The 22,706-nt window shown below is 66.4% G+C and carries 17 protein-coding genes and 1 tRNA gene; 5 read left to right on the forward strand and 13 right to left on the reverse strand.

Annotated elements, in window-relative coordinates:
* Positions 1-202 precede the first annotated feature (202 nt).
* Positions 203-2,206 carry a fatty acid desaturase gene (locus L5G32_RS02690; protein WP_237009455.1) on the forward strand — a complete coding sequence of 668 codons (2,004 nt, stop codon included), beginning with the start codon at positions 203-205 and terminating at the stop codon, positions 2,204-2,206.
* A gap of 74 nt (positions 2,207-2,280) precedes the next feature.
* Here the strand turns inward: L5G32_RS02690 and L5G32_RS02695 are convergent.
* The 10 genes from L5G32_RS02695 to L5G32_RS02740 all read right to left on the reverse strand — a co-directional run bounded on the left by L5G32_RS02695 (position 2,281) and on the right by L5G32_RS02740 (position 12,411).
* Positions 2,281-2,354 (reverse strand) — tRNA-Pro (locus L5G32_RS02695).
* A 183-nt stretch (positions 2,355-2,537) separates the two neighbouring features.
* Positions 2,538-3,995, reverse strand: a complete 1,458-nt coding sequence (locus L5G32_RS02700; protein WP_237009456.1) for a hypothetical protein — start codon at positions 3,993-3,995, stop codon at positions 2,538-2,540.
* Positions 3,992-4,450, reverse strand: a complete 459-nt coding sequence (locus L5G32_RS02705; RefSeq protein WP_237009457.1) for a hypothetical protein — start codon at positions 4,448-4,450, stop codon at positions 3,992-3,994. The genes L5G32_RS02700 and L5G32_RS02705 overlap by 4 nt, the downstream gene beginning before the upstream one ends.
* Before the next feature lie 43 nt (positions 4,451-4,493).
* Positions 4,494-4,925 carry an organic hydroperoxide resistance protein gene (locus L5G32_RS02710; protein ID WP_237009458.1) on the reverse strand — a complete coding sequence of 144 codons (432 nt, stop codon included), beginning with the start codon at positions 4,923-4,925 and terminating at the stop codon, positions 4,494-4,496.
* A 58-nt stretch (positions 4,926-4,983) separates the two neighbouring features.
* Complete coding sequence (locus L5G32_RS02715; RefSeq protein WP_237009459.1) at positions 4,984-5,634, reverse strand: hypothetical protein; 651 nt, start codon at positions 5,632-5,634, stop codon at positions 4,984-4,986.
* The gene (locus tag L5G32_RS02720) at positions 5,631-7,025 is read right to left on the reverse strand and encodes a hypothetical protein (RefSeq protein ID WP_237009460.1); all 1,395 of its coding nucleotides are present in this window, start codon (positions 7,023-7,025) and stop codon (positions 5,631-5,633) included. Before L5G32_RS02720 ends, L5G32_RS02715 begins: the two co-directional genes overlap by 4 nt.
* A 209-nt stretch (positions 7,026-7,234) precedes the next feature.
* Positions 7,235-8,527, reverse strand: coding sequence for a lipase family protein (locus L5G32_RS02725; protein ID WP_237009461.1), 1,293 nt, complete (start codon positions 8,525-8,527; stop codon positions 7,235-7,237).
* A 123-nt stretch (positions 8,528-8,650) separates the two neighbouring features.
* Complete coding sequence (locus L5G32_RS02730) at positions 8,651-9,943, reverse strand: lipase family protein (RefSeq protein ID WP_443669352.1); 1,293 nt, start codon at positions 9,941-9,943, stop codon at positions 8,651-8,653.
* A 136-nt stretch (positions 9,944-10,079) separates the two neighbouring features.
* Positions 10,080-11,105, reverse strand: a complete 1,026-nt coding sequence (locus tag L5G32_RS02735) for an aspartate-semialdehyde dehydrogenase (protein ID WP_237009462.1) — start codon at positions 11,103-11,105, stop codon at positions 10,080-10,082.
* A gap of 40 nt (positions 11,106-11,145) precedes the next feature.
* Positions 11,146-12,411, reverse strand: a complete 1,266-nt coding sequence (locus L5G32_RS02740) for an aspartate kinase (protein WP_237009463.1) — start codon at positions 12,409-12,411, stop codon at positions 11,146-11,148.
* Between the two features lie 127 nt (positions 12,412-12,538).
* On the opposite strand from L5G32_RS02740, the gene L5G32_RS02745 reads away from it, so the two are divergent.
* The 3 genes from L5G32_RS02745 to leuA all read left to right on the forward strand — a co-directional run bounded on the left by L5G32_RS02745 (position 12,539) and on the right by leuA (position 17,289).
* Complete coding sequence (locus L5G32_RS02745; RefSeq protein ID WP_237009464.1) at positions 12,539-13,690, forward strand: hypothetical protein; 1,152 nt, start codon at positions 12,539-12,541, stop codon at positions 13,688-13,690.
* A gap of 129 nt (positions 13,691-13,819) precedes the next feature.
* Positions 13,820-15,316: an MFS transporter gene (locus L5G32_RS02750; RefSeq protein ID WP_237009465.1), complete on the forward strand. Its 1,497-nt coding sequence runs from the start codon at positions 13,820-13,822 to the stop codon at positions 15,314-15,316.
* A gap of 125 nt (positions 15,317-15,441) precedes the next feature.
* The gene (gene leuA / locus L5G32_RS02755; protein WP_237009466.1) at positions 15,442-17,289 is read left to right on the forward strand and encodes a 2-isopropylmalate synthase; all 1,848 of its coding nucleotides are present in this window, start codon (positions 15,442-15,444) and stop codon (positions 17,287-17,289) included.
* A gap of 76 nt (positions 17,290-17,365) precedes the next feature.
* Here leuA and L5G32_RS02760 read toward each other — a convergent pair whose 3' ends face one another.
* The gene (locus L5G32_RS02760) at positions 17,366-18,343 is read right to left on the reverse strand and encodes a helix-turn-helix transcriptional regulator (RefSeq protein WP_237009467.1); all 978 of its coding nucleotides are present in this window, start codon (positions 18,341-18,343) and stop codon (positions 17,366-17,368) included.
* Between the two features lie 130 nt (positions 18,344-18,473).
* Between L5G32_RS02760 and L5G32_RS02765 the strand changes: the two genes are divergently transcribed.
* Positions 18,474-19,925 carry an MFS transporter gene (locus tag L5G32_RS02765; RefSeq protein ID WP_237009468.1) on the forward strand — a complete coding sequence of 484 codons (1,452 nt, stop codon included), beginning with the start codon at positions 18,474-18,476 and terminating at the stop codon, positions 19,923-19,925.
* Between the two features lie 156 nt (positions 19,926-20,081).
* On the opposite strand, the gene L5G32_RS02770 is transcribed toward L5G32_RS02765, so the two are convergent.
* On the reverse strand, positions 20,082-21,140 hold the full coding sequence (locus L5G32_RS02770; protein WP_372491621.1) for an alpha/beta hydrolase: 1,059 nt from the start codon (positions 21,138-21,140) through the stop codon (positions 20,082-20,084).
* 45 nt (positions 21,141-21,185) lie between these two features.
* Complete coding sequence (locus L5G32_RS02775; protein ID WP_237009470.1) at positions 21,186-22,643, reverse strand: sugar porter family MFS transporter; 1,458 nt, start codon at positions 22,641-22,643, stop codon at positions 21,186-21,188.
* Between the last annotated feature and the right edge of the window lie 63 nt (positions 22,644-22,706).

A 22,706-nucleotide genomic window follows, 5' to 3' on the forward strand; every position in this document is an offset into this window, starting at 1 on the left:
GCAGGAACCGTACTCGCCTCTCCAGCGATGTCGCCAGAACAATCTAGCAATCAGCACAGTCGATTCTGCTCTAGCTGTCACTGAATGCGCCGAAGTCACCTCGAAAATGTGCGCAGAGCACATCTCAGTGTGCGGCGGCGGCCTTGTTCCCCTGTCGCCACGCGCTTAGCGTCGAGTCACACAGCACGGAGGAGTGTCAACGATGGCGAACATGCTCGAACACCGAGGTGGCACAGACAGTGCCGCTGTACCCCTACCCGATACCGGCGAACGAGTGCCTGCCATCTCCTGGCCGATCGTCGGGATATTCGGACTCGGAATCGGCACCTTCGGCGTCTCCGCGTGGGCGGCGCTCACCGGTGCGCTACCCAGCGTCGCGACCATCGCCCTCAGCGCCGCATCGATCTTCGTGTTGTTCACCGTTCTTCATGACGCGTCGCACTACTCGATCAGCACTCGGCGCTGGGTAAACGTTGCCTTCGGCCGAGTCGCGATGTTCTTCGTCTCTCCGCTGATCTCGTTCAAGTCGTTCTCCTTCATCCACATCTCGCACCACCGAAACACGAACGACGGCGCCTCCGATCCCGATCACTTCATCAGCGGCAGTCCGCGGTGGCAGTTGCCCTTTCGGTTCCCAGCCATGGATCTCCCCTACGTCGGGTTCGTTCTCAGGAACATCAAGCGGCGCCCACGAGGAGAGATGATCGAAACGTTCGGCCTCGCCGCACTGGCAGTCGCCTGCATCGTCGGCGCGACGATGACCGGGCACCTGTGGACACTGGCCGTGGTCTATTTGATTCCCGAACGAGTCGCGATGTTCGTACTGGCCTGGTGGTTCGATTGGCTCCCTCATCATGATCTACCGGACACACAGCGCGAGAACCGTTACCGCGCAACGCGAAACAGAGTCGGCGGCGAATGGGTTCTCACGCCGTTGTTGTTGTCGCAGAACTACCATCTCGTCCACCACCTTCACCCCTCCATCCCCTTCTACCGATACGTCGCGGCGTGGCGAAAGAACGAGCAGGCCTACCTCGACCGAGATGCGGCACTCATCACCGCATTCGGCAAGGAACTGGACGCCGGGAGCTACGACGAGTGGAAACGCCTCAACGGACAACTGGCTCCGCTGCTACCGCTGAGGGTTCCCGCCGGCTCCACCGCCACCAAAGCGACCGCCCACACCATCCCAGTCGCAGAGGTGCGGCACCTCACCGCAGACAGCATCGAGCTCACTCTCGATGTGCCCGCCGATCTCCGCGACCAGTTCGCCTTCCGACCGGGACAGCACATCACCATCCGGCACACCGTTGGCGGTGAACAGATTCGCCGCAACTATTCGTTGTGCACACCGGCAGCGTCAGGCGACATCGCCATCGCTGTTCGGCGCGTTCCCGGTGGAGTGTTCTCCAACTACGCAGTCGAATCACTCTCCGCAGGAGACTCGCTCGAGGTGATGACCCCGACCGGGAACTTCGGGCCACAACTCGATGAGTTGGCGCGCGATCACATCGTCGCCGTCGCCGGTGGCAGCGGTATCACACCGATCCTTTCGATCGTGCGCACCGCTTTAGCAATCCAGACCGAGACGCGCTGCACGCTCTTCTACGGGAACCGGAGCGCCGACACGACGATGTTCCTCGACGAGCTCAGAGACCTCGAGTACCGCTACGCGGATCGGCTTCGCGTAGTTCACATCCGGTCTGCTGAGCAGAACCACCCCGCAGACCTTCGGGGGCGAATCGATATCGACCTGATCACCGAGCTTCTGCGCGAGGATCTGCGTTCAGTCGACAGCTGGTTCCTGTGCGGACCCGCGGAGATGACCACCACCCTCTACGGCAGCCTGATCGAGCAGGGCGTTCCGGACGACCGAGTGGACATCGAACTGTTCCACGGCGTCCAACGGAGCGGCGATCCGGACGGTGGCACCGCCGCCACCGCGACCGTCACCTTGTCCGGAATCGACCACGAGGTCGAGGTGGCATCCGGAGACTCGATCCTGGAAGCCTCGCTCCGGGGTGGCCTCGACGCCCCATACGCCTGTATGGGCGGGGCGTGCGGGACATGCACGGCCAAGGTGGTGTCCGGTACCGCGACGATGGACCAGAACTTCACACTCGACAGGGGACAGGTCGAAGCCGGTTACGTCCTCACGTGCCAGGCGCGTCCGACGTCTTCGTCGCTCTGCGTCGATTACGACTGACGAGAGCGAAACGAGGAGGCCCCCGGTCTGCGTCTCCGCAGCCCGAGGGCCTCTTCTGCAATCTCAACCTTGCGTCGGGGTGGCGGGATTCGAACCCACGACCTCTTCGTCCCGAACGAAGCGCGCTACCAAGCTGCGCCACACCCCGTGTTCAACCTGATACAGCGTACAACGACGACCTTCGAAGTATTAAATCGGCTGGCCAGAGCAGGTCTTGAGCCGATGTCCGTTGTTACGAGCCGCTTGACCAGTATGTGGTCACGCGGCTCGTAGCAGGGGGGCTCGACTCCGCTCGACCAGCAGGGACTCCGCTCGACCAGGGGCCGAGGACCTACTGGTAGGAGATGAACCAGGGTTCCGGGTTCACGCGGAGGGTGCGACGGGGAGAGAAGGTCGGACTGTCTTCGGTGTAGAAGTTCTTCCAACCGAGCCAGACGTTCGGCGGCAGTCCGCGGACGATGCGGCGCCATGTCTGCATCTTGACCGGTGGTGTCCCGTGCCCGTCGGCGTGGATCACGGTGGCGAGTTCGGGGTGCGACGTGTCGAGCAGCTTGCGGTCGCCGAGCATCGCAGCGTCGAACTGGTGCAGGACGAACGCCTTCTGCGGCAGGTTGTCACGGTGAACGAGGGCAGCCAGCCAGTCCGCGGTCCGATTGACCTCGGCGGGATCGACCGAACCGATCTGCGTGAGATGCTGCTGGTCGGGCTTCAAGCGCCACTCCGGATCGAGCGCCAACCCGACATGCGGGCGGCGCAGGAGGTCGCGGTACTTCTTCGCCTGCTTGAGGAAGTCCATCCGCCCCGGCTGCAGGTCGAGCGTCACGTAGACGCCAGCCTTCTCCGCCGCGTCGATCCACGGACGCAGCGCGGCCGGATCAGTCATATTCGTATAGTTGCCGCCGTCGCCGGGAGCGGCCGACGCGACCGTCGCGATGATCTCGAAGGCCGGAACGACGGGAGCGTCGGAGATCGAGTCGTACAGGCGCGCGGCCCGTTTCACACGACGGATCGACGCGTCGACGTCCTGCGCGCCGAGCGGACCGAGGTCAGCGGTGCCTGGTGCACCGTACAGCGCGACAATGCGGCGGCCGGGGAACATGAGTTGCCCGCCGCCGGGAAGTTCGGTGACGGTCCGCGCCGCGTCGATCTGCGTCGCGACCGTCTTCTCGTCGCCGAATGCGCCGATCGCGAGGACCGGGCGCTCCGGATGTTCTTTCAGCGCGGCGACGGCCTCGCCGCTCGCACGCGGGTCGCCGACCGGGAGCCCCACGACCGACGCGCCGGACGATTCGGCTGTAGCGAGCGCGTCCGGTCCCCCGGCGACGAGCACCAGCGCATCCTGTCCTGCCGCGCCAGAGGCCACCGCCGGGGTCGGGTCGTCGTCGGAGACCGGGACCCCGAGATCAGGAACGTCGCCGACCGCCAAGACACCGGTAGTGTGCAGTCGCGTCAGTTCGTCCTTGACGGCGGTCACATCGTCGCCGACCTCGAACATCGGAACGTGGTTCTCCGCAGCGAGGTTCCGGGCTCGCCCCACATCGGCGCCAGAAGCGCCGGCGCCGAATGCGACGACGGTCGGCGCAGAATCGAAGAGGGTGCGGCTCGCGAGCACCGCGCCGGACACTCCCGAGTCGCGGACGACGGTCAGCTGTTTCAGCGCCACCGACTTCGACTGTGATGCGGCCCCGCCGGACACCGCGACCGACGATGCGGTCAGCGCCCCGACGAGGAGGATCACCGCAGTGACGATGCCCGGATGTGCTCGAGGGCCCGCCCACTGGTCCGTCATTGCACCTCAGCGGGCTCCGAATAATCGACCGTCACGCGCGGAGTGGTTGCGGCCTGGAACGCTGCGGCTCCGGCGAATCCGAGCGCGGCGAGTGCGAAGACGACGGTGACTGCCAGCAGGACGCCCCACAGGATCATCGCGACGAGTCCGTCGAGGTTGTCGAGCGCGAGTGCGCCTGCGCCTGCAAGGACCGCGCCGAGGAGTGCCCAGGCGACGCTGCGCAGACGCGGCCCGATCACCGAACTGTAGAAGAGGCGGCGGTAGACGACCGTCTCGAACTCGTCGACCGCTGCGAGCCGCACGGCGTCGCCGTCGGCCAGTTCACGCAGACTCCGCGCGAGTTCGGCGTCGCGAAGCAGCGACGCCGACTCCCGCTGGCGGTAGGCGACGAACGCAATCGTCGCGACGGTCATGGCGAAGAGGCCGATGCCTGCTGAAAATGCCCAACTATTCACGTGGGACAACCTACCGCCAGCGGGTCAGGAATTGAAACGTGTTTCACACACGCGAGGTGACGGTGCTGGCGATGTTGCCGCGCGTCGCCTTCGAGTACGGGCAGAAGCCGTGTGCGGCGAGCGCCAGTTCGTTGGCCTGTGCGGTCTCGAGGCCCGGCAGGTAGACCGAGATGTCGGAAGTGAGGCCGAATCCGTCGTCGGTGTCGTCCTTGCCGATGCCGACGGTCACGCTGACCTCGGTGCCCTCGGGGACGGTGACGCTCGCGTTCTTTGCGACGAGGCGCAACGCACCCATGAAGCATGCCGCCCAGCCGGCCGAGAACAACTCTTCGGGGTTGCTGCCGTCGCCGTTGCCACCCATCTCGACGGGCGGGGCCAGAGTCAGGTCGATGCGTCCGGTCTCGGACACCACTTCACCGTCACGGCCGCCGCCACGGGACGTCGACGAAACTCGGTACACAGGGCTCACGGTCATGGGTGTCTCCTTGTTCTCGCGTGTCGTCGCCGACGGTTCGCGGCGCGCGATCTCCAACCTACCCGCCGGGCGCGACCCGGATGGAACGCACGCGCATCGTGCTGGGCAGCCACCGTCCGACGCTGCGGCGCAACGTCATCAGCATGGAGACGATCAGCAGCGCGAACTGGACCCACGCCATGGCCCACACCCATCGGGGCGAATCGGGATAGTTGAACAGGAGATCTGCACACACCGGCACGAACAGCAGGATGACGACGACGGTGGCCAAGTAGACGTTCCGCAGATTGCGGCTGTGCCCGCGCGCGATGCCGACCAGCATCAGCCACGAGACGGCGACGACGATCGGGATCCCGATGAGGAAGGCCGGCGGCCAGAACTGCGCGAGCGAATGCGCTTTCTCCGCCGAGTCGACGTCGGGAACGTCTTCGAGGCCCGGCTGCAACCGGTCCGCGAGCCGCGACGTCGTCGCCGACAGATTCACGAATCCGTAGACCACCCAGATCAGTCCGGCGACCGACGACAGCAGCCACGCGACGCGGGCGTCGCGCACGAGGGCAACGGGCGGCGGGCCCGGGTCGACGGGTCGCGTCGGGTAGCGGTCGCGGTGGTCGGCGTCCTTGGACTGACGGGCGATCTCGGCCAGGTCTTCGGCATCCAGCTCGGCCTGCGTCGGGATCCGGTCCGGGTCGTGGTCGGGGAACGTCATGGGGCGATCTTAAGCATTCGGGTGGCGGTCCCCTGCCAGAGCACACCTCCCGGCCCGATCATGCCGGTCAGCTGCAGCGGCTCGTCGATCGGCGCATCACCGACTTTGCGGGTGACGACCCGCGCTCCGGTCCGGAAGTCGACGCCGACGTAGTTCACCGATCCGACCTGCTGCGGACCCGGCCGATACGGTCCGTACGCGAGACCGTGAATGAGCCCGTCAGCGCGGGAGAGCCGCGGCAGCGTCGCCATGCGGTCGCGATAGTTCTCCCAGACCCGCGTGCACCTCCCGTCGACCACGTCGATCCTCGTCATGGCCCCGGTGAACGGAGCCGTGGCCGGCCGGCTCGGTCCGGTGACTGCCATCGGTGGGTACTGGTAGCCGTACGTGCTCGGGATCACGAGACGCTCGCCCCACGCCATCGGCGAGTTCTCGGTCCCCTGCGGCGATCGGGTGAACGCCCGCATCGAGCAGACAGTGGCGCCGGTGTCCGCGTCCAGGACGTAGAGCCGCGGGATCTTCGCGCTGTCGACGATCGCGACCCAACTGTCGCCGCCGGGTCCGAAATAGGTCGGCGTGGTACCCGATCCCCACGTGAGCTGGCCCGGCTTACGCGCCGGACCGCGGTCGTACGCGTGCCGCCACACCCGCCGCGGGACACCGTCGTCGCCTGCACGCATCTCGTACAGCGCGTGGGTGGTGAGGACCGATACGCCGTCGCGCCGAACGGTCAGCCCGTTGCCGAGTTGTTCGCCGCGCGGCAGACGTGTCGCGGCGACCCGCCCCTGCGGGCCGACGGTCCCGACGACGCCCTTCGACGTCGCGAACCAGGTGCGGCCGTCGAAGTCGGGGGCGAGCCCGGCCACCTGGTCGGCGCCGATCTCCTTCGAGATGTCGACGCGGCGGTCGATGCGTAGTCGCCACCCGTGCGAGGTCCGGTGATGCCCGACATGCACGATCGACCCACTGCCGTCGGCGACGACGACTCGGTTCTTCTCGTCGAGGTATCCGTAGACGCCGCCGAGCAGCCCGCCCTTGGTGAGCGGCAGGGTGGCGACGACTCGTGCCGACTTCGGGTCGAAGAGGGTGACGACGGGCGTCGCGACCTGCGGCGGATCACCCGCGAGGTACGCCGTGCACAGCGAGACCGGATAGCCGTCGCTTCCCACGAACGTCGCCGCGCACACTCCGCCCGGGACACTCGACGCCGCGAGATGACCCGACTTGCCGGGGCCGCGCAACTGCGTGCTGTCGGTCGACGCCGCGTCGCCGTGCATGAGCGACGTCCACGCGGTGGCGACGCCGGGCACCGTCCCCGCGGGCGGCGCTGCTGCCGCTGGAGCGACGCCGAAACACGCCGCGGCGGCCACCGCCGCTGACAGGACTCTCATCAGACGATTCACGCGATCGAGTGGACCACGTTTCGCCGTCGGGCGGAACGGTAATGCGCGAGTCTCCCTGCTGGTCGCGAGTCTCCCTGCTGGTCGAGCAGTCTCCCTGCTGGTCGAGCGGAGTCGAGACCGATCTCGACTCCGCTCGATCAACGGGAAGAACGCTCGATCAACGGGAAGAACGCCCGATCAATGGGAAGGCCGCGACCTCAGCGGTTGAACTCGGTCAGGAGGAAGTTCGTCGCCGGAAGCAGCTTGAACACCATCGGAATCCCGTGGTTCACGACGAGGCCGGGGAAGATCGGCGGCGTGTAGTCGCGAGTGAGTGTCACGTCCGCCCCCTGCTTGCGCCAGTCCTTGGCCAAGGTGACGACCTGTCCGGTCGAGACGACGTCGTCGTTGACTGCGGTCGAGAGCAGGACTGGAGCGTTCGGTTTGAGCGACCCGATGCGCTGGTCATCGACCATCTTCTGAACCTTTGGGTATCGCTTGATCACCGAGGCGAGCGGTTCGCCGGTCCGCGTCCACTGATTGGTCCGTGCGAAGCCGAAGGCCAGAATCGAGTCGGGGATGCACTGAGTTGCAGTGTCGTGCAGGGCACGCTTGCCCTGCTTGTTCAGCTCCTTCTTCAAGACCGGCGCCAACTCCGGGTACCTGGCGGCGAGACCGTTGACCACGTAACCGATCGCACCGGCGATGAGGGTGCCTTCGAGCTTGTTCATGACTTTCGAGACGTCCGCAGACGGCGCACCCGCGTAGGTGGCCTTCACATTCAGGTCCGACGCGTACGTCTGCGCGAGTTCTGCGGCCGACGCTGCCGCTCCGCCGCCCTGCGAATAGCCGCTGAACGCGACCGGCGCGTCCTTCGGCGCCTTCGCGACCTTCAGTCCCGCTCGTGCGGCGTCGAGCATCGCGTGGCCCGTCTCGACCCGGTTCAGGAACGAGTGAACGCCAGGAGTGCCCATGCCGGCATAGTCGGTCAGGACGACGCGGACGCCGTTGAGCAGCATCAGGTACATCTCGGGGGCCGTGTAGTTGACGCCGAGGCTGGGCTTGGTGACATCGACCTTCAACGGAAAGTTCATGATCTTCGAGCCCGCGCACTGGTCGCCCTGCCCGATGGTGCCGTGTCCGATCACGAGAGTCGGGCGCTCGCCCTTCCCTTTCCACTTCGCGGTCGGCTCGACCACGATGCCCGTCACCGCGGTCGGTTCACCGTTCTGGAGCGTCGAGGTGTACATGATCCGTTTCGCGGTGCCCGGCCACTGCCCCTTGACACCGGGGATCTGCAGCATCAGATCGGTGTGCTGACTTCGGATCACCGAACCCGGCGTCGCGTCGTATTTCGACGGCGGAACGTAGAAGTTCCCCGCCGCGCCCGCAGTTCCCACATCGCCCACCGCGATGAGCCCCGCGGCCGCGACGACGGCCACCAGACCGGCGGCGACAGTCCGTCGAGACGCCCTGAAAGATCGTGAGACTACTCCCGAGCATTTTTTCATTCGTGCAATGTAGCGCACGTTTGTCGACTGTTGTGACTGGTAACACCATCGTCGCGCCAGTAGAGTTCCCAACCGGACACCCGCTCACGCCGCTTACGGGTGCTCGACCAGCTAGGCAACCGATCAGCGGTTGAACTCCGTCAGGAGGAAGCTGGTCGCCGGAAGCAGCTTGGTCAGCATCGGGACCGCGTGGTTGACGACGAGGCCGGGGAAAATCGGCGGCGTGTAGTCACGGGTGAGCTTCACGTCGGCGCCCTGCTTGTGCCAGTCCTTGTACAGGGTGACGACCTGCCCGGTAGGGATGACGTCGTCATTGACCCCGGTCGAGAGCAGGACGGGGGCGTTCGGCTTGAGCGATCCGATGCGCTGGTCGTCGATCATCTTCTGGACTTCGGGGTATCGCTTGATCACTGAGGCGAGCGATTCGCCGGTCCGCGTCCACTGGTTGGTCCGCTGGAAGCCGAACGCCAGGCCGGAGTCGCCGATGCACTGGGTCGCGGTGTCGTGCAGCGCGCGCTTGCCCTGCGCGTTGGTCTCCTTCTTCAGGATCGCGTCCAACGCCGGGTAGCGGGCGTCGAGACCGTTGATCGCGTAGCCGATCCCGCCCGCGATGAACGTGCCGTCGATCTTCGTGATGACCTTCGACAGGTCGGCGGGCGGCGCACCGGCGTAGGTGGCCTTCACATTCAGGTCCGACGCGTAGGTGGCTGCGAGCTCCGCGGCCGACGCTGCGGCTCCGCCGCCCTGCGAATAACCGGAGAACGCGACCGGCGCGTCCTTCGACGCCTTCGCGACCTTCAGCCCGGCGCGCGCGGCGTCGAGCATCGCGTGACCGGACTCGAGGCGGTTCACGTACGTGTGGACGCCTGGGGTGCCCATGCCGACGTAGTCGGTGATGACGACGCGGACGCCGTTCAGCAGCATCAGGTACATCTCGGGCGCCGTGTAATTGACGCCGATGCTCGGCTTGGTGACGTCGACGGTGAGTGGGAAGTTCATCATCTTCGAGCCTGCGCACTGATCGCCCTGCCCGACGGTGCCCGGGCCGACCACGACGGTCGGGCGCTCACCCTTGCCGGTCCATCTCGCGGTCGGCTCGACGACCGTGCCCGTGACCGCCGTCGGCTTGCCGTTCTGGAGCGTCGACGTGTACATCATCCGCGTCGCCGTACCCGGCCACTGCCCCTTGACCCCGGGGATCTGCAGCAGCAGGTCGCTGTGCTGGCTTCGGATCACCGAGCCCGGCGTCGCGTCGTACTTCGACGGCGGCGTGTAGAAGTTTCGCGCCGCGTCCGCAGTTCCCGCATCGCCCATTGCGATGGCCCCTGCGGCCGCGACGACGGCGACCAATCCGGCGGCGACAGTCCGTCGAGACGCCATGACAGATCGTGAGACTACTCCCGAGTATTTTCTCATGCGTGCAATGTAGCGCACGTTTCCCGAATTCTGTAACGCCGGACACCGCCGCGGCGATAAGTGGGGCCCGCAAACGATTTCGGGGCGGTGACCGCACTGCGGTCACCGCCCCGAAGGCTCAACGAACTGACTCAGATCACACCAGCAGTTCGGCGATCTGGATCGTGTTCAACGCTGCACCCTTACGCAGGTTGTCGCCCGAGACGAACAGTGCCAGTCCCTTGCCGTCTGGAGCGCCCGGGTCCTGTCGGATGCGTCCGACCAGTGAGACGTCCCCGCCTGCCGCGTCGAGCGGAGTCGGAACGTCGACGACCTTGACGCCTGCCGCGTCGGCGAGGATGGCGCGCGCCTCGTCGGGCGTGACTGACTCGTCGAACTCGGCGTTGATCGACAACGAGTGACCGGTGAACACCGGCACGCGCACGCAGGTGCCGCTCACCAGGAGTTCGGGCAGGCCGAGGATCTTGCGCGACTCGTTGCGCAGCTTCTGGTCCTCGTCGGTCTCACCCGAACCGTCGTCGACGTAGTCGCCTGCGAGTGCGACGACGTTGAACGCGATCGGCGCGACGTACTTGACCGGCTCACCCAGGTCGACAGCATTGCCGTCGTGCACGAGCTTCTCGGCTTCGTCGACACCGTTACGCACCTGACCGGCGAGCTCGGCGACGCCAGCCAATCCGCTGCCGGAGACCGCCTGGTAGCTCGACACGATGAGACGCTTGAGGCCCTTCGCGTCGTGCAAGGCCTTGAGGACCGGCATCGCCGCCATCGTGGTGCAGTTCGGGTTCGCGACGATGCCCTTCGGCGGGGTCTTCGCGAGTTCACCGTTGACCTCGGCGACCACCAACGGCACATCGGGATCGCTGCGCCACGCCGACGAGTTGTCGATGACGGTGACGCCCGCCGCGGCGAACCGGGGAGCCTGCACCTTCGACATGGTGCCGCCAGCCGAGAACAGCGCGATGTCCAGACCCGTCGGGTCGGCCGTCGTCGCGTCCTCGATGACGATCTCCTCGTCGCCCCACTGCAGCTTCTTGCCCGCCGAGCGCGGCGACGCGAAGAACCGGATCTCGTCCACCGGAAAGTTCCGGTCCGCGAGGATCTGGCGCATGACGCCACCGACCTGGCCGGTCGCGCCGACTACTCCGAGCTTGACGCCCATCACTGTCTCCTGTCGCTTGGTGAGTTCGGCACGCTCATCACTACCGGCCCGTCCCCGCGTACACGACGGCTTCCTCGGTGCCACCGAGGTCGAACGCCGCGTGCAGCACCTGCACGGCGCGGTCGAGGTCGTCGTCGTCGACGAGCACCGAGATGCGGATCTCCGACGTCGAGATCAACTCGATGTTGATGCCCGCTTCGCTGAGCGACTCGCAGAACGTCGCGGTGACGCCGGGGTGGCTCTTCATACCCGCGCCGACCAGGGACACCTTGCCGATCTTCTCGTCCAACAGGACCTCGGCGAATCCGAGTTCGTCCTTGAGCTTGCCGAGTTCGGTCACCGCGAGCTCGCCGAGTTCCTTCGGCAGCGTGAAGGTGATGTCGGTCTTACCGGTGTCGATCTTCGACACACCCTGCAAGACCATGTCGATGTTGATCTCGGCGTCGGCGACGGCGCGGAACACCTTGGCGGCGTACCCCGGCTTGTCTTCGATGCCGACAATGGTCACCTGAGCTTCGCTGCGATCGTGCGCAACGCCGGTGAGAATCGCTTCTTCCACGGGGATGTCCTCCATCCAGCCGGACACGATTGTGCCCGGGTTTGTCGAGTACGACGAGCGCACATGAACCGGAACGTTGTAGGCGCGCGCGTATTCCACGCACCGGAGCATCAGCACCTTCGCGCCGCACGCCGCCATCTCGAGCATTTCTTCGAAGGAGATGTTGTCGAGGCGTCGCGCATTCGCGACGATGCGCGGATCCGACGTGTAGATGCCGTCGACGTCGGTGTAGATCTCGCAGACGTCCGCTTCGAGCGCCGCCGCGAGGGCGACGGCGGTCGTGTCCGATCCACCGCGCCCGAGAGTCGTCACGTCCTTCGTGTCCTGCGAGACGCCCTGGAACCCGGCGACGAGCACGATCTTGCCGTCGTCGAGAGCGCTCTGGACACGACCGGGCGTGACATCGATGATTTTGGCCTTACCGTGGCTCGACGTCGTGATGACGCCGGCCTGCGACCCGGTGAACGACTGTGCGTCCTCACCGAGGCTTTCGATCGCCATCGCCAGGAGCGAGTTCGAGATGCGCTCGCCGGACGTCAGGAGCATGTCCATTTCGCGCTGCGGCGGATCGGGATTGACTTGCTGTGCCAGATCGAGGAGTTCGTCGGTGGAGTCACCCATCGCCGACGCGACTACGACAACGTCGTTGCCCGCGCGCTTGGTCTCCACGATCCGTTCGGCGACGCGACGAATGCGCTCGGCATCTGCCACAGACGAGCCGCCGTACTTCTGGACCACCAGTGCCACGTCGTGCACCCTTCCTTGTCGTACATTCGGTCAGGCGACGATCTTACCGGGCGCGGACACCGCTGCGCAGACGCTGCGGCCCTGTGTGACGTCGGCTACGTCCGGCCTGTCCGTAAGATCTGCGGGGATGACTCCCGCCCTCCGATGGCATCCGGCCGCCACTGCCGTCACCGTGTACCTCGCTATACGTCTCGTCGGCGTCGTCGTTCTGGCCTGGTTCGGGGCCATTCACGACGTAGGCCTGACCGACCTGCTGTCCCGCTGGGACGGCGTGTGGATGCTCGACATCGCTGATTACGGATACGAGGGCGTGCCCGAGTCGGGCACCGATGCCCAAGGCGTGCACACGGATACGACGGCATACGCATTCTTTCCCGGGTACCCGGGGCTGGTCGGGTTGTTCGCAAAGCTCCCCTTCGTCAGCCCCTTCGGCGCAGGGATCGCCCTCAATGTCCTGTTCGGAGCCGTCGCTGCAGTCGGGGTCGCGCGACTCGGCGCGATCTGCGCCGAACGCCTCCGCCCTGGTATCTCCGATACCACCGCGCGCAACACCGGCTTGCTGCTCGTCGTCCTGTTCGCCGCGGCGCCGATGGGCATCGTCCTCTCGATGACGTACACCGAGGCGCTGTTCTGCGCGCTCGCCGCATGGGCGCTCGTCGGTGTTCTCGAAGAGCGATGGCTGCTCGCCGGCTTCAGCGCATTCGCAGTCGGACTGGTCCGACCGACGGGCATCGCGGTGATCGTCGTCGTCATGCTCGCCGCGATGATCACCCATCACGAAGGCCTCCGCGCCTGGATCGCCGGGATCATCGCACCGCTCGGTTACCTCGGGTATCTGTGCGTGGTCTGGGCCAAGACGGGGAGTCCGTCCGGCTGGTTCCGGATTCAGACCGAAGGCTGGGACACGTCGTTCGACGGTGGGCAGGCCGTCGTGACGTTCCTCTACGACACGTTCACCGGCTCTCTCGACGCGGTCGCGGTCTTGACCGCGTTCGTGATCGTGGCGGCCATCGTCCTGCTCGTCTGGTCGTTCGTCGACCGTCTGCCGTGGCCCGTCCTGATGTACGCGACGCTCGTCAGTGCGTCGGTGCTGCTCTCGAGCGGCCTCATGCCGTCTCGCCCGCGACTCATGCTGCCCGCGTTCGTCATCCTGATCCCGCTCGCGATCCGGCTCGCCCGCTCGTCACGTCTCGCCGCGATCTCCACCTCGGTCGGCGTGACTCTCGTATCGGCCTGGTTCGGCGCTTACATGCTGACCGTCTTCGACTTCGCCATCTGAGGTGATTCGACGGTGCGCGCCGTGGCGATAGTGCGACGACCACAAGTACTCTTGCCACGGGCAGAACGCCCCAGCCAATGCACCCAGTCGGTGCGGCCCAGCCAGTCCTGATCCTCAGGAGCGAAGCTCATGCCAGGTCCGTCGGCCCCCGACCAGGGCGCAACCCGTCGCACCTGGCTCGGCCTGATCGTCCTGCAGTTGCCGGTTCTCCTCGTGTCGATGGACTTCTCGGTGCTGTACCTCGCGATGCCGACGATCAGCGATGCGCTCGAACCCACGGCGACCCAGCAACTCTGGATCCTCGATATCTACGGCTTCATGATCGCCGGACTGCTGATCACGATGGGCAACATCGGCGACCGGATCGGACGCCGGCGAATCCTCCTGACCGGCGCAGCGGTGTTCGGCGGAGCCTCGGTCCTCGCGGCGTTCGCGACCGACCCGATCCTGCTGATCGCGGCTCGCGCACTGATGGGTCTCGGCGGTGCCACGTTGATGCCGGCCAGCCTCTCCCTGATCGCCAACATGTTTCCGATCGCCCGCGAACGTGCGCGTGCGATCGGCGTGTGGACGGCCGCGTTCGCAGGCGGCGCCGCTATCGGCCCGGTGATCGGCGGCACGCTCCTGCACCACTTCTGGTGGGGCGTCGTGTTTCTGATCAACGTGCCGGTCTTGGCGATCCTGTTCTTGGCCGGCCCGTCATTGCTCCCGGAGTTCCGCGCCCGTCAGACAGAACGGTTCGACGTCCTCGGCGTGGTGCTGTCGCTGGCCGGGATCCTGCCGGTGGTCTACTCGGTCAAGACGTTCGCGGTCCACGGCCCCACCCCGACGGCCGTCGCCACCGGTCTGTTCGGACTCGCGATGCTCGCCCTGTTCATCCGGCATGAGAAACGCGCTGCCACACCACTTCTCGTGTTGTCGCTGTTCGCCAACGCCGGATTCAGCGCAGCGTTGGCCGTCGCCCTGGTCGGCATGATGGCGCAGGGCGGTCTCGCGTACCTGACGAACGTGTACCTGCAGTCCGTGCTCGGGTACGACGTCCTCACCGCCGCCCTCGCAGGCATCCCGATGGCGGTGACGGTCGCCGTGTTCTCGATCTACGCCGATCGGGTCACGCGGCTGGTCGGCGTCCGTTTCGCACTGGCGGGCGCAGTGCTCCTCGCCGGATTCGCCGCCGTCGCGTTGGTGTCGTTGTCGACGTCGAGCCCGCTGTGGGTCTTCATGGTCATCACCGCGGTCGCCGGCATCGGGTTCGGCGTCCAGTTCTCGTTGGTGAGCGAAGTAGTCGTCGGGTCGGCGCCGCCCGAGAAGTCCGGTGCCGCATCGGGTGTCTCGGAGACCAGCTTCGAACTCGGCACTGCACTCGGCCTCGCGCTCCTCGGGTCACTCGCCACCGCGGTGTTCCTCGCGCGCGACGACGGGCACGGCTTCGCCGACTCCCTCGGGGAGACGCTCAAGCAGTCCGGTGACGCCGGCCCCGTCGCCGATGCGGCCCGCGCGGCCTTCGTCGACGGACTGCACGTTGCAGCGGTCGCGGGCGGCGGCCTTCTCCTCGTGGTCGGCGTGGTCGTCGCCGTCGCGATGCGCGGTGCCTCGGCGAGCGGACCCGAACCGGTGCTAACATGAGATTCATGCGTGCATTGCTTCTTCTCGGCTGCCGCGGCGGGGTCTGATCGACCGGCCCTCCGTCGCGGGGCCTCTTTACGCGCCGGTCAACCCCATCATCTGTTCTGATCAGGAGATTGACCATCATGGCACCAGCTGACGCTTTCACTTCCGGACCGAGCCGCATCATCACGCCGTCCGGCCCCATTCCCGACGGCCAGCCGACCTGGAACCCCCAGCGCAATTCGGCAATGCCCGCCCACCGCTACCGCAGCTTCGCCGACGAGGTCGAGAACGTCGCACTGCCCGACCGCACCTGGCCGGACAAGGTGATCGATCGCGCTCCCGCGTGGTGCGCAGTGGACCTGCGCGACGGCAACCAGGCGTTGATCGATCCGATGAGCCCGGCCCGCAAGCGGCGGATGTTCGATCTGCTCGTACGCATGGGCTACAAGGAGATCGAGGTCGGCTTCCCGTCGGCCAGCCAGACCGACTTCGACTTCGTCCGCGAGATCATCGAAGACGGCGCGATCCCCGCCGACGTCACCATTCAGGTCCTGACGCAGTCCCGTCCCGAACTGATCAAGCGCACCTACGAGGCCTGCGCCGGGGCGACCAATGTGATTGTCCACTTCTACAACTCGACGTCGGTGCTGCAGCGTCGTGTGGTGTTCCGCGCCGACAAGGACGCCATCACCAAGATCGCCACCGACGCCGCCAAGTCGTGCCTGGCTCAGGAGCAGCGGTACCCGGACACCAACTGGCGCTACGAGTACTCGCCGGAGAGCTACACCGGCACCGAGCTGAGCTACGCGAAGGAGGTCTGCGACGCGGTCACCGAGATCATCGCACCGACCCCCGAGCGGCCGATGATCATCAACCTGCCCGCGACGGTGGAGATGGCGACGCCGAACGTGTACGCCGACTCGATCGAGTGGATGCACCGCAACCTGGCCCGCCGCGACTCGATCATCTTGAGCCTGCACCCGCACAACGATCGCGGCGAAGGCGTCGCAGCCGCCGAACTCGGCTACATGGCCGGCGCCGACCGTATCGAGGGCTGCCTGTTCGGCAACGGCGAGCGCACCGGCAACGTGTGCCTGGTGACGTTGGGCATGAACATGTTCAGCCGTGGCGTCGACCCGCAGATCAATTTCTCCGACATCGACGAGATCCGCCGCACCGTCGAGTACTGCAACCAGTTGAACGTCCCCGAGCGTCACCCGTACGGCGGCGACCTGGTCTACACCGCTTTCTCCGGCAGCCACCAGGACGCCATCAACAAGGGCCTGGACCAGATGAAGGTCGACGCCGACGCCGCCGATCAGGACGTCGAAGACCTGTTGTGGCAGGTTCCGTACCTGCCGATCGACCCGAAGGACGTCGGTCGCAGCTACGAGGCCGTCATCCGCGTGAACAGCCAGTCCGGCAAGGGCGGCGTCACCTACATCATGAAGGCCGACCACGGCCTGGACCTGCCGCGTCGCCTGCAGATCGAGTTCAGCCGCGAGATCCAGAAGATCACCGACGGCGAGGGCGGCGAGGTGAACCCGAAGGCCATGTGGGACGTCTTCTCGCAGGAGTACCTGGAGCCGGTGACCCCGCTGGAGGGCGTCCGCAAGAACCTCCACACCGCCGAGGGCGACGCTGGTGAGGATCGCATCGAGGCAGTCGTGAAGGTCGACGGCGTCGAGAAGGAGATCAGCGGCACCGGCAACGGCCCATTGGCTGCGTTCGTGTCCGCGCTCAGCACCGTCGGTTACGACATCCGCGTCCTGGACTACCACGAGCACTCGATGACCGCGGGCGACGACGCGAGCGCCGCGTCGTACATCGAGACCGAGATCAACGGCGAGACCGTGTGGGGCGTCGGCATCGCACCGTCGATCACCAACGCGAGCCTCCGCGCCGTCGTCTCTGCCGTGAACCGCGCCAACCGCGTCGAGGCTCCTGCTGAGGAAGCCGCCGAAGGCGCCCGCACCTGGGCGCCGTAGCGCTTCGCTGAACACGTTAACGCTGTAGATTGCTGCCACATACTGGCAGTGATCTACAGCGTTAGTGCTATAGACCTCAGGAACCGGCCAAGTACAGTGCCCGAGCCTCTCGCGCGTTCCTGCCCCGCAACTCGTGGAGCACCTCGGGCGGAACGTCGACGAACTCGTAGTCGGCGTCGAGGCTGCCGACAGCCACGCCGATCCAGCGCGCGTCGTCGATCTGCATCGTGACCAGCGCGCCGTCGGCGTGATCGGCGACCTCGGCGTGACGACCGATCCGCGTTCTCACCAGATCGGCGTCGGCGTGCACGAGGACCACCACCGCATGTTGTTCGCGACCCGCGCGGAGACTGGTGCGGACGTACGCCGCAGGGTCGTCGCCCGGCACTCGCCGCGGGTTGAACCGACGCTTCTCCGGACGCGCGTCGTGCAGCCGGTCCAGCCGAAACGTCCGCCAGTCCTGCCGGTCGAGGTCGTACGCGAGGAGGTACCAGCGACGCCCGACGGGCACCAGCCGCAACGGCTCGACCCGACGACGTCCGGCAGCGCTCCCCGACCGTGCGGCAGGCGCGTAATGGAAGGTCAGTTCGGTCGCATCGCGGCAGGCCAGGGCCGTCGTCGTCAGCGCTTCTGCCTCGACGGCGGGCGCCTCGGAGCCGTCGAAGGCCGTCACACTCATCGCCCGTAACGCATCTGCGCGACGACGCAGCTTCGGCGGCAGCACCTGGGTCACCTTGGCAAGAGCCCGCACCGACGCCTCGGCAAGTCCTGCCGCAGGCCCCGACGCAGCGCTGCGCAGGGCCGCGACGATCGCGACGGCTTCTTCTTCGTCGACCACCAGCGGCGGCAGCGACCCGCCGGGCGACAGCTGATATCCGCCTCCCACTCCGCGGACCGACTCGACCGGATAGCCGAGTTCACGAAGGCGTTCGACGTCTCGTCGGACGGTGCGCTCGGTGGTGTCCAACCGCGCCGCGAGGTCGGCGGCCGCCCACAGTCGATGCGCCTGCAGCAGCGCCAGCAGCTTCAGCGTCCTCGTCGTCGTATCGGCCATGATCCGATCATGCCGCATACAACGGACAGATACTGACCGGATTATTCGATCGAGGTAGCGGACGGTTCCTGACCACATCGGTTCGTAGCGTCACCGGTGACAGCATCCGGACCCACCTCAGGAGACACAGATGACCGCAACCGTCGCTCTAGAGTCGCCACCCGACGATCCACCTGCCATCGGCGGCCGGGCCAGGACGATCGCACTCGTCTGCCTGCTCGCCGCGTCGTTCATGGAACTCATGGACGCGACCGTCGTCAACGTCGCGCTGCACACCATCGCCGACGACCTCGGCGCCTCGGCCACCGCATTGCAGTGGATCGTGGCCGGCTATCCGCTCGCCTATGCGATCGGACTGGTCCTCGGCGCACGACTCGGCGACCGGTTCGGTCGGCGACAACTCTTCATGCTCGGTCTCGTCGCCTTCGGCGCGGCATCGCTGGCCTGCGGCCTCGCCGGGACCCCCGAACAGCTGGTCGTGTTCCGACTCGTCCAGGGCGCCGCAGCCGCCCTCATGGTGCCGCAGGTCCTCACCAACATCCAGGTGCTGTACCCGCCGGCCGAACGAGGCCGCGCGATGGGGCTCTTCACGTCGATCATCGGCATAGCCGCGGTCGCCGGCCCGGTCCTCGGCGCAGTCATCACCGACGGCGACTGGTTCGGACTGTCGTGGCGGCCGGTGTTCCTCATCAACGTCCCGATCGCGGTGGTCGCGGTGATCGCGGCTCGCGCGTTCATCCCGGAGACCCACGCGGACCGACCTGCTCCCATCACACTCGGGTCCGTCGCGCTGCTCGGCGGATCCCTCGCCGCCGTCATGGCCCCGATCACGCTCGGTCCGGAGAATGACTGGCCCGCATGGGGATTCATCGTCATCGCGGCCGGCGTCGCCGGGCTCGTCCTCTTCGCCTACCGACAGTGGATCGCCGAGCGGACAGGCTACGTTCCGATGGTCCCGCCGTCGGTGTTCGCGACGGCGTCCTTCCGCAACGGCGTGCTCGCATTCGCCGCGCTGTTCATCCCCACCGGCGGCTACTTCCTCGTCCAGTCGCTGCACATGCAACTGGCGCACGGCTGGTCGGTTCTGCACACCGGGTTGATGTGGATTCCGTTCTCCATCGCGGTACCGATCGCGGCAGGCCTGTCCGCGACGATTCTCGCCCAACGATTCGGCAAGCACGTCCTCCAGGTCGGCGCGGTCGTGTTGATCACCGGCATCACTTCGATGATCGTCGCGAACGAGTCGGCGCATCCGGCGGCGTGGTTCACCGTCGCACTGATCATCGCCGGTCTCGGGTTCGGTCTGATCGTCGGCGCCGCAGGACTTCTCGTCCTCAACGACGTCCCGGTGGCACAGGCCGGTGCGGCGTCGGGCGTGTTCAATACGGTCCAAGCCTTGTCGGTGGCGGTCGGTGCCGCCGTCATCGGCACCGTCTACTCGACGGTGGCCGAATCGTCCGGATTCGACGACGCCTACCGAGCCGCGATGCTCGGCATGATCGGTCTCCTCGCACTCGGCGCGGTGATCGCGCAGACTATGCCGCGAGTCGTCGCCGTCCGCGCAGACACGTCATTGCCGTGAAGTTCAGGCGCGAGAAGGGGGGCCGCGGGGCCAGTTTTCTCCGGGGGGCGGAGGGGCGCGCGGGGTGTGGTGGGGGGCGTGACGACCTGGCGCGCGAGGCCCCGCCGCGGGAAATGTTCCCTCGGAGGCCCTTCTCGCGCCTGAGTTTCTCTCCGGTCAGCTCACCGAGTCCATCGCGCGCGCCGCAGCGTCGGCCATCCGGCCGACCACAGCGCGGGCAATGGGACTGACCAGGCCCATGTTGGCGAATCCATGAATCATGCCGCTCGCACGTTCGAGGGTCACGGCGACGCCCGCCCGCTCGAGTGCACTCGCATACTCGAGCCCTTCGTCGCGAAGCGGATCGAAACCGGCGACGACAACGTGGGCGGGCGGAAGCCCGGTGAGGTCGCCCTTCAACGGGCACGCCCTCGGATCGTCCAGCATCTCCGGCGACGGCAGATAGGTGCGCGTGAAGAAGTCCATATCGGCCGAGGTCAGGAAGAGACCCGTTCCGAACTCATGGGACGACGGACGTTTCGTCGACAGGTCGACCGCCGGATAGATCAGCAGTTGAAGACACGGCTGGACGGCGTCGTCGCGCACCTCCTGGGCGATGACGGCACTGAGGTTTCCGCCGGCCGAATCGCCTGCGACGACGATCTTCCGCGGGTCGATCCCCCAGTCCGCAGCCTTCTCGACGGCGAACCGGAACGCTGCGACGCAGTCGTCGACGGCGGCCGGGAACACGTGCTCGGGAGCCATCCGGTAGTCGACCGACAGCACGTCGGCGCCCGATCCGACCGCGAGCGCGCGAACCAGCGAATCGTGGCTCGCACGACTGCCCACGACGAATCCGCCACCGTGCAGGAAGACGATGAGCCCGCGTGCGCCCTTCTCATCGACCCGATATCGAGTCGCCGGAATCGGACCGGCGGCCGACGGAATCGAGAGGTCTTCTTCGATCGCGAACGGCGGGAAGTCTTCCGCCAACGCGACGGACGTCTGGTCGAGCAGGACGCGAGAATCGTTGACGTCGCCGTTCATCAGCGCCGCCCCCGGAACGTGCCGCGATGCGAAGGCAACGACTGCAGCTTCCGGCGCCAACCGTTCGCCGTCGGAGTTGACCCTCGTCTTCCGCGCGAACACGTCGAGCGGAATCCGAGCGAGCGTCCTCATCGCCGACCGTTGGACGCGGGATTGCAAGGACAGGTTGACCGTTGTAGCTCGACTCACACGGGAGAACTTATCACCAGTCGATGACAAGGTCGGTGACGGTACTCACTCGATCCCGGACATCTCGTCCATGTCCTCGAGGGTCTTGCCCTTCGTCTCTTTGACGAATCGTGCGACGAACATCAACGACAGGACTGCGAAGACCGTGTACATCCCGTAGGCCACGCCGAGGTCGAAGGACTTGAGCCCGGGGAACGAGATCGTGACCGCCCAGTTCGCGGCCCACTGGCCGGCTGCTGCCAGGCTCAACGCCGCAGCGCGAATGCGGTTCGGGAACATCTCGCCGAGCAGCACCCAGACGACCGGGCCCCAACTCATTCCGAAGAAGATGACGAACAGGTTCGCAGCGACCAACGCGACCGGTCCGGCGATGTCGCCGAGAATCGGATCTCCACCGACGACATCGGCCGTCGCGAAGCAGACCGCCATGGTGCCGAGGGTGATCGACATTCCCGTCGAACCGATCAACAGGAGTGGTTTACGTCCGATCTTGTCGACGAGGGCGATCGCGACGATCGTCACGAGAACGTTGATCACCGAGGTGATGACGCTGATCATGAACGACTGGCTCTCGTCGAAGCCCGCGGCCTCCCACAAGATGTTGGAGTAGTAGAAGATCACGTTGATGCCGACTGCCTGCTGGAAGACAGACAGGAGCAGACCGATCCACACGACCGGGTAGACGCCGCCGGTCGGCCGGATCAGGTCTCGCCACGACGACTTGCGCTCGGTGGCCACGCTCGTCTGGATTCGGTTGATCGTGATCTCGAGATCGTGTTCGCCGAGCAGTCGTGTGAGGACGCGGCGAGCCTCCGGAATCTTGTGCTGGGAGATCAAGTAGCGCGGCGACTCTGGGATGGTGCTGGCGAGCACGCCGTAGACGACGGCCGGGATCGCCATGACGATGAACATCCAGCGCCACGCCTCGAGTCCGAGCCACAGGTCTTCACTCGCCCCGCCCGCGAAGTGCGCGAGGAGCCAGTCGACGAGCAGCGACGCGAAGATACCGAGGACGATCGCCATCTGCTGCAGTGAGCCGAGCCGCCCGCGAAGGTGCGCAGGCGATGTCTCGGCGATGTACGCGGGGGCGATCACCGATGCGATGCCGACGCCGACGCCGCCGATCACGCGGAAGAAGACGAGCGTCCACAGATCGTCGATCACCATGTCGCCGAGGCCTGCGCCGAATGCACTGACGAAGAAGAACACCGCGGCGATCCGCATGACGCGCAGGCGGCCTATCCGGTCGGCGATACGCCCGGCGAGCATCGCACCGGCGGCCGCTCCGAGCAGCGCCGATGCGACGGCGAAACCCAGGTAGAGGTCGCCGACGTCGAAGTGCTCCTTGATCGACGAGTTGGCGCCGTTTATCACCGCGCTGTCGTATCCGAAGAGCAGCCCGCCGAGAGCTGCGACGGATGCGATCCGGACGACTCCCTTCGCGGACCCTTCGCCGTCCCCGTGGATCGATTCGATCTCTGGGGTCGCCCCGCCGTCCGCCATGCCCGTGCCCCGATTCGTCGATGATTGTCGTCGAGTCAGCGTAGATCCGCGGACCCCGTCGTG

This window comes from Gordonia zhenghanii (assembly GCF_021738965.1).
Taxonomy (GTDB): domain Bacteria; phylum Actinomycetota; class Actinomycetes; order Mycobacteriales; family Mycobacteriaceae; genus Gordonia; species Gordonia zhenghanii.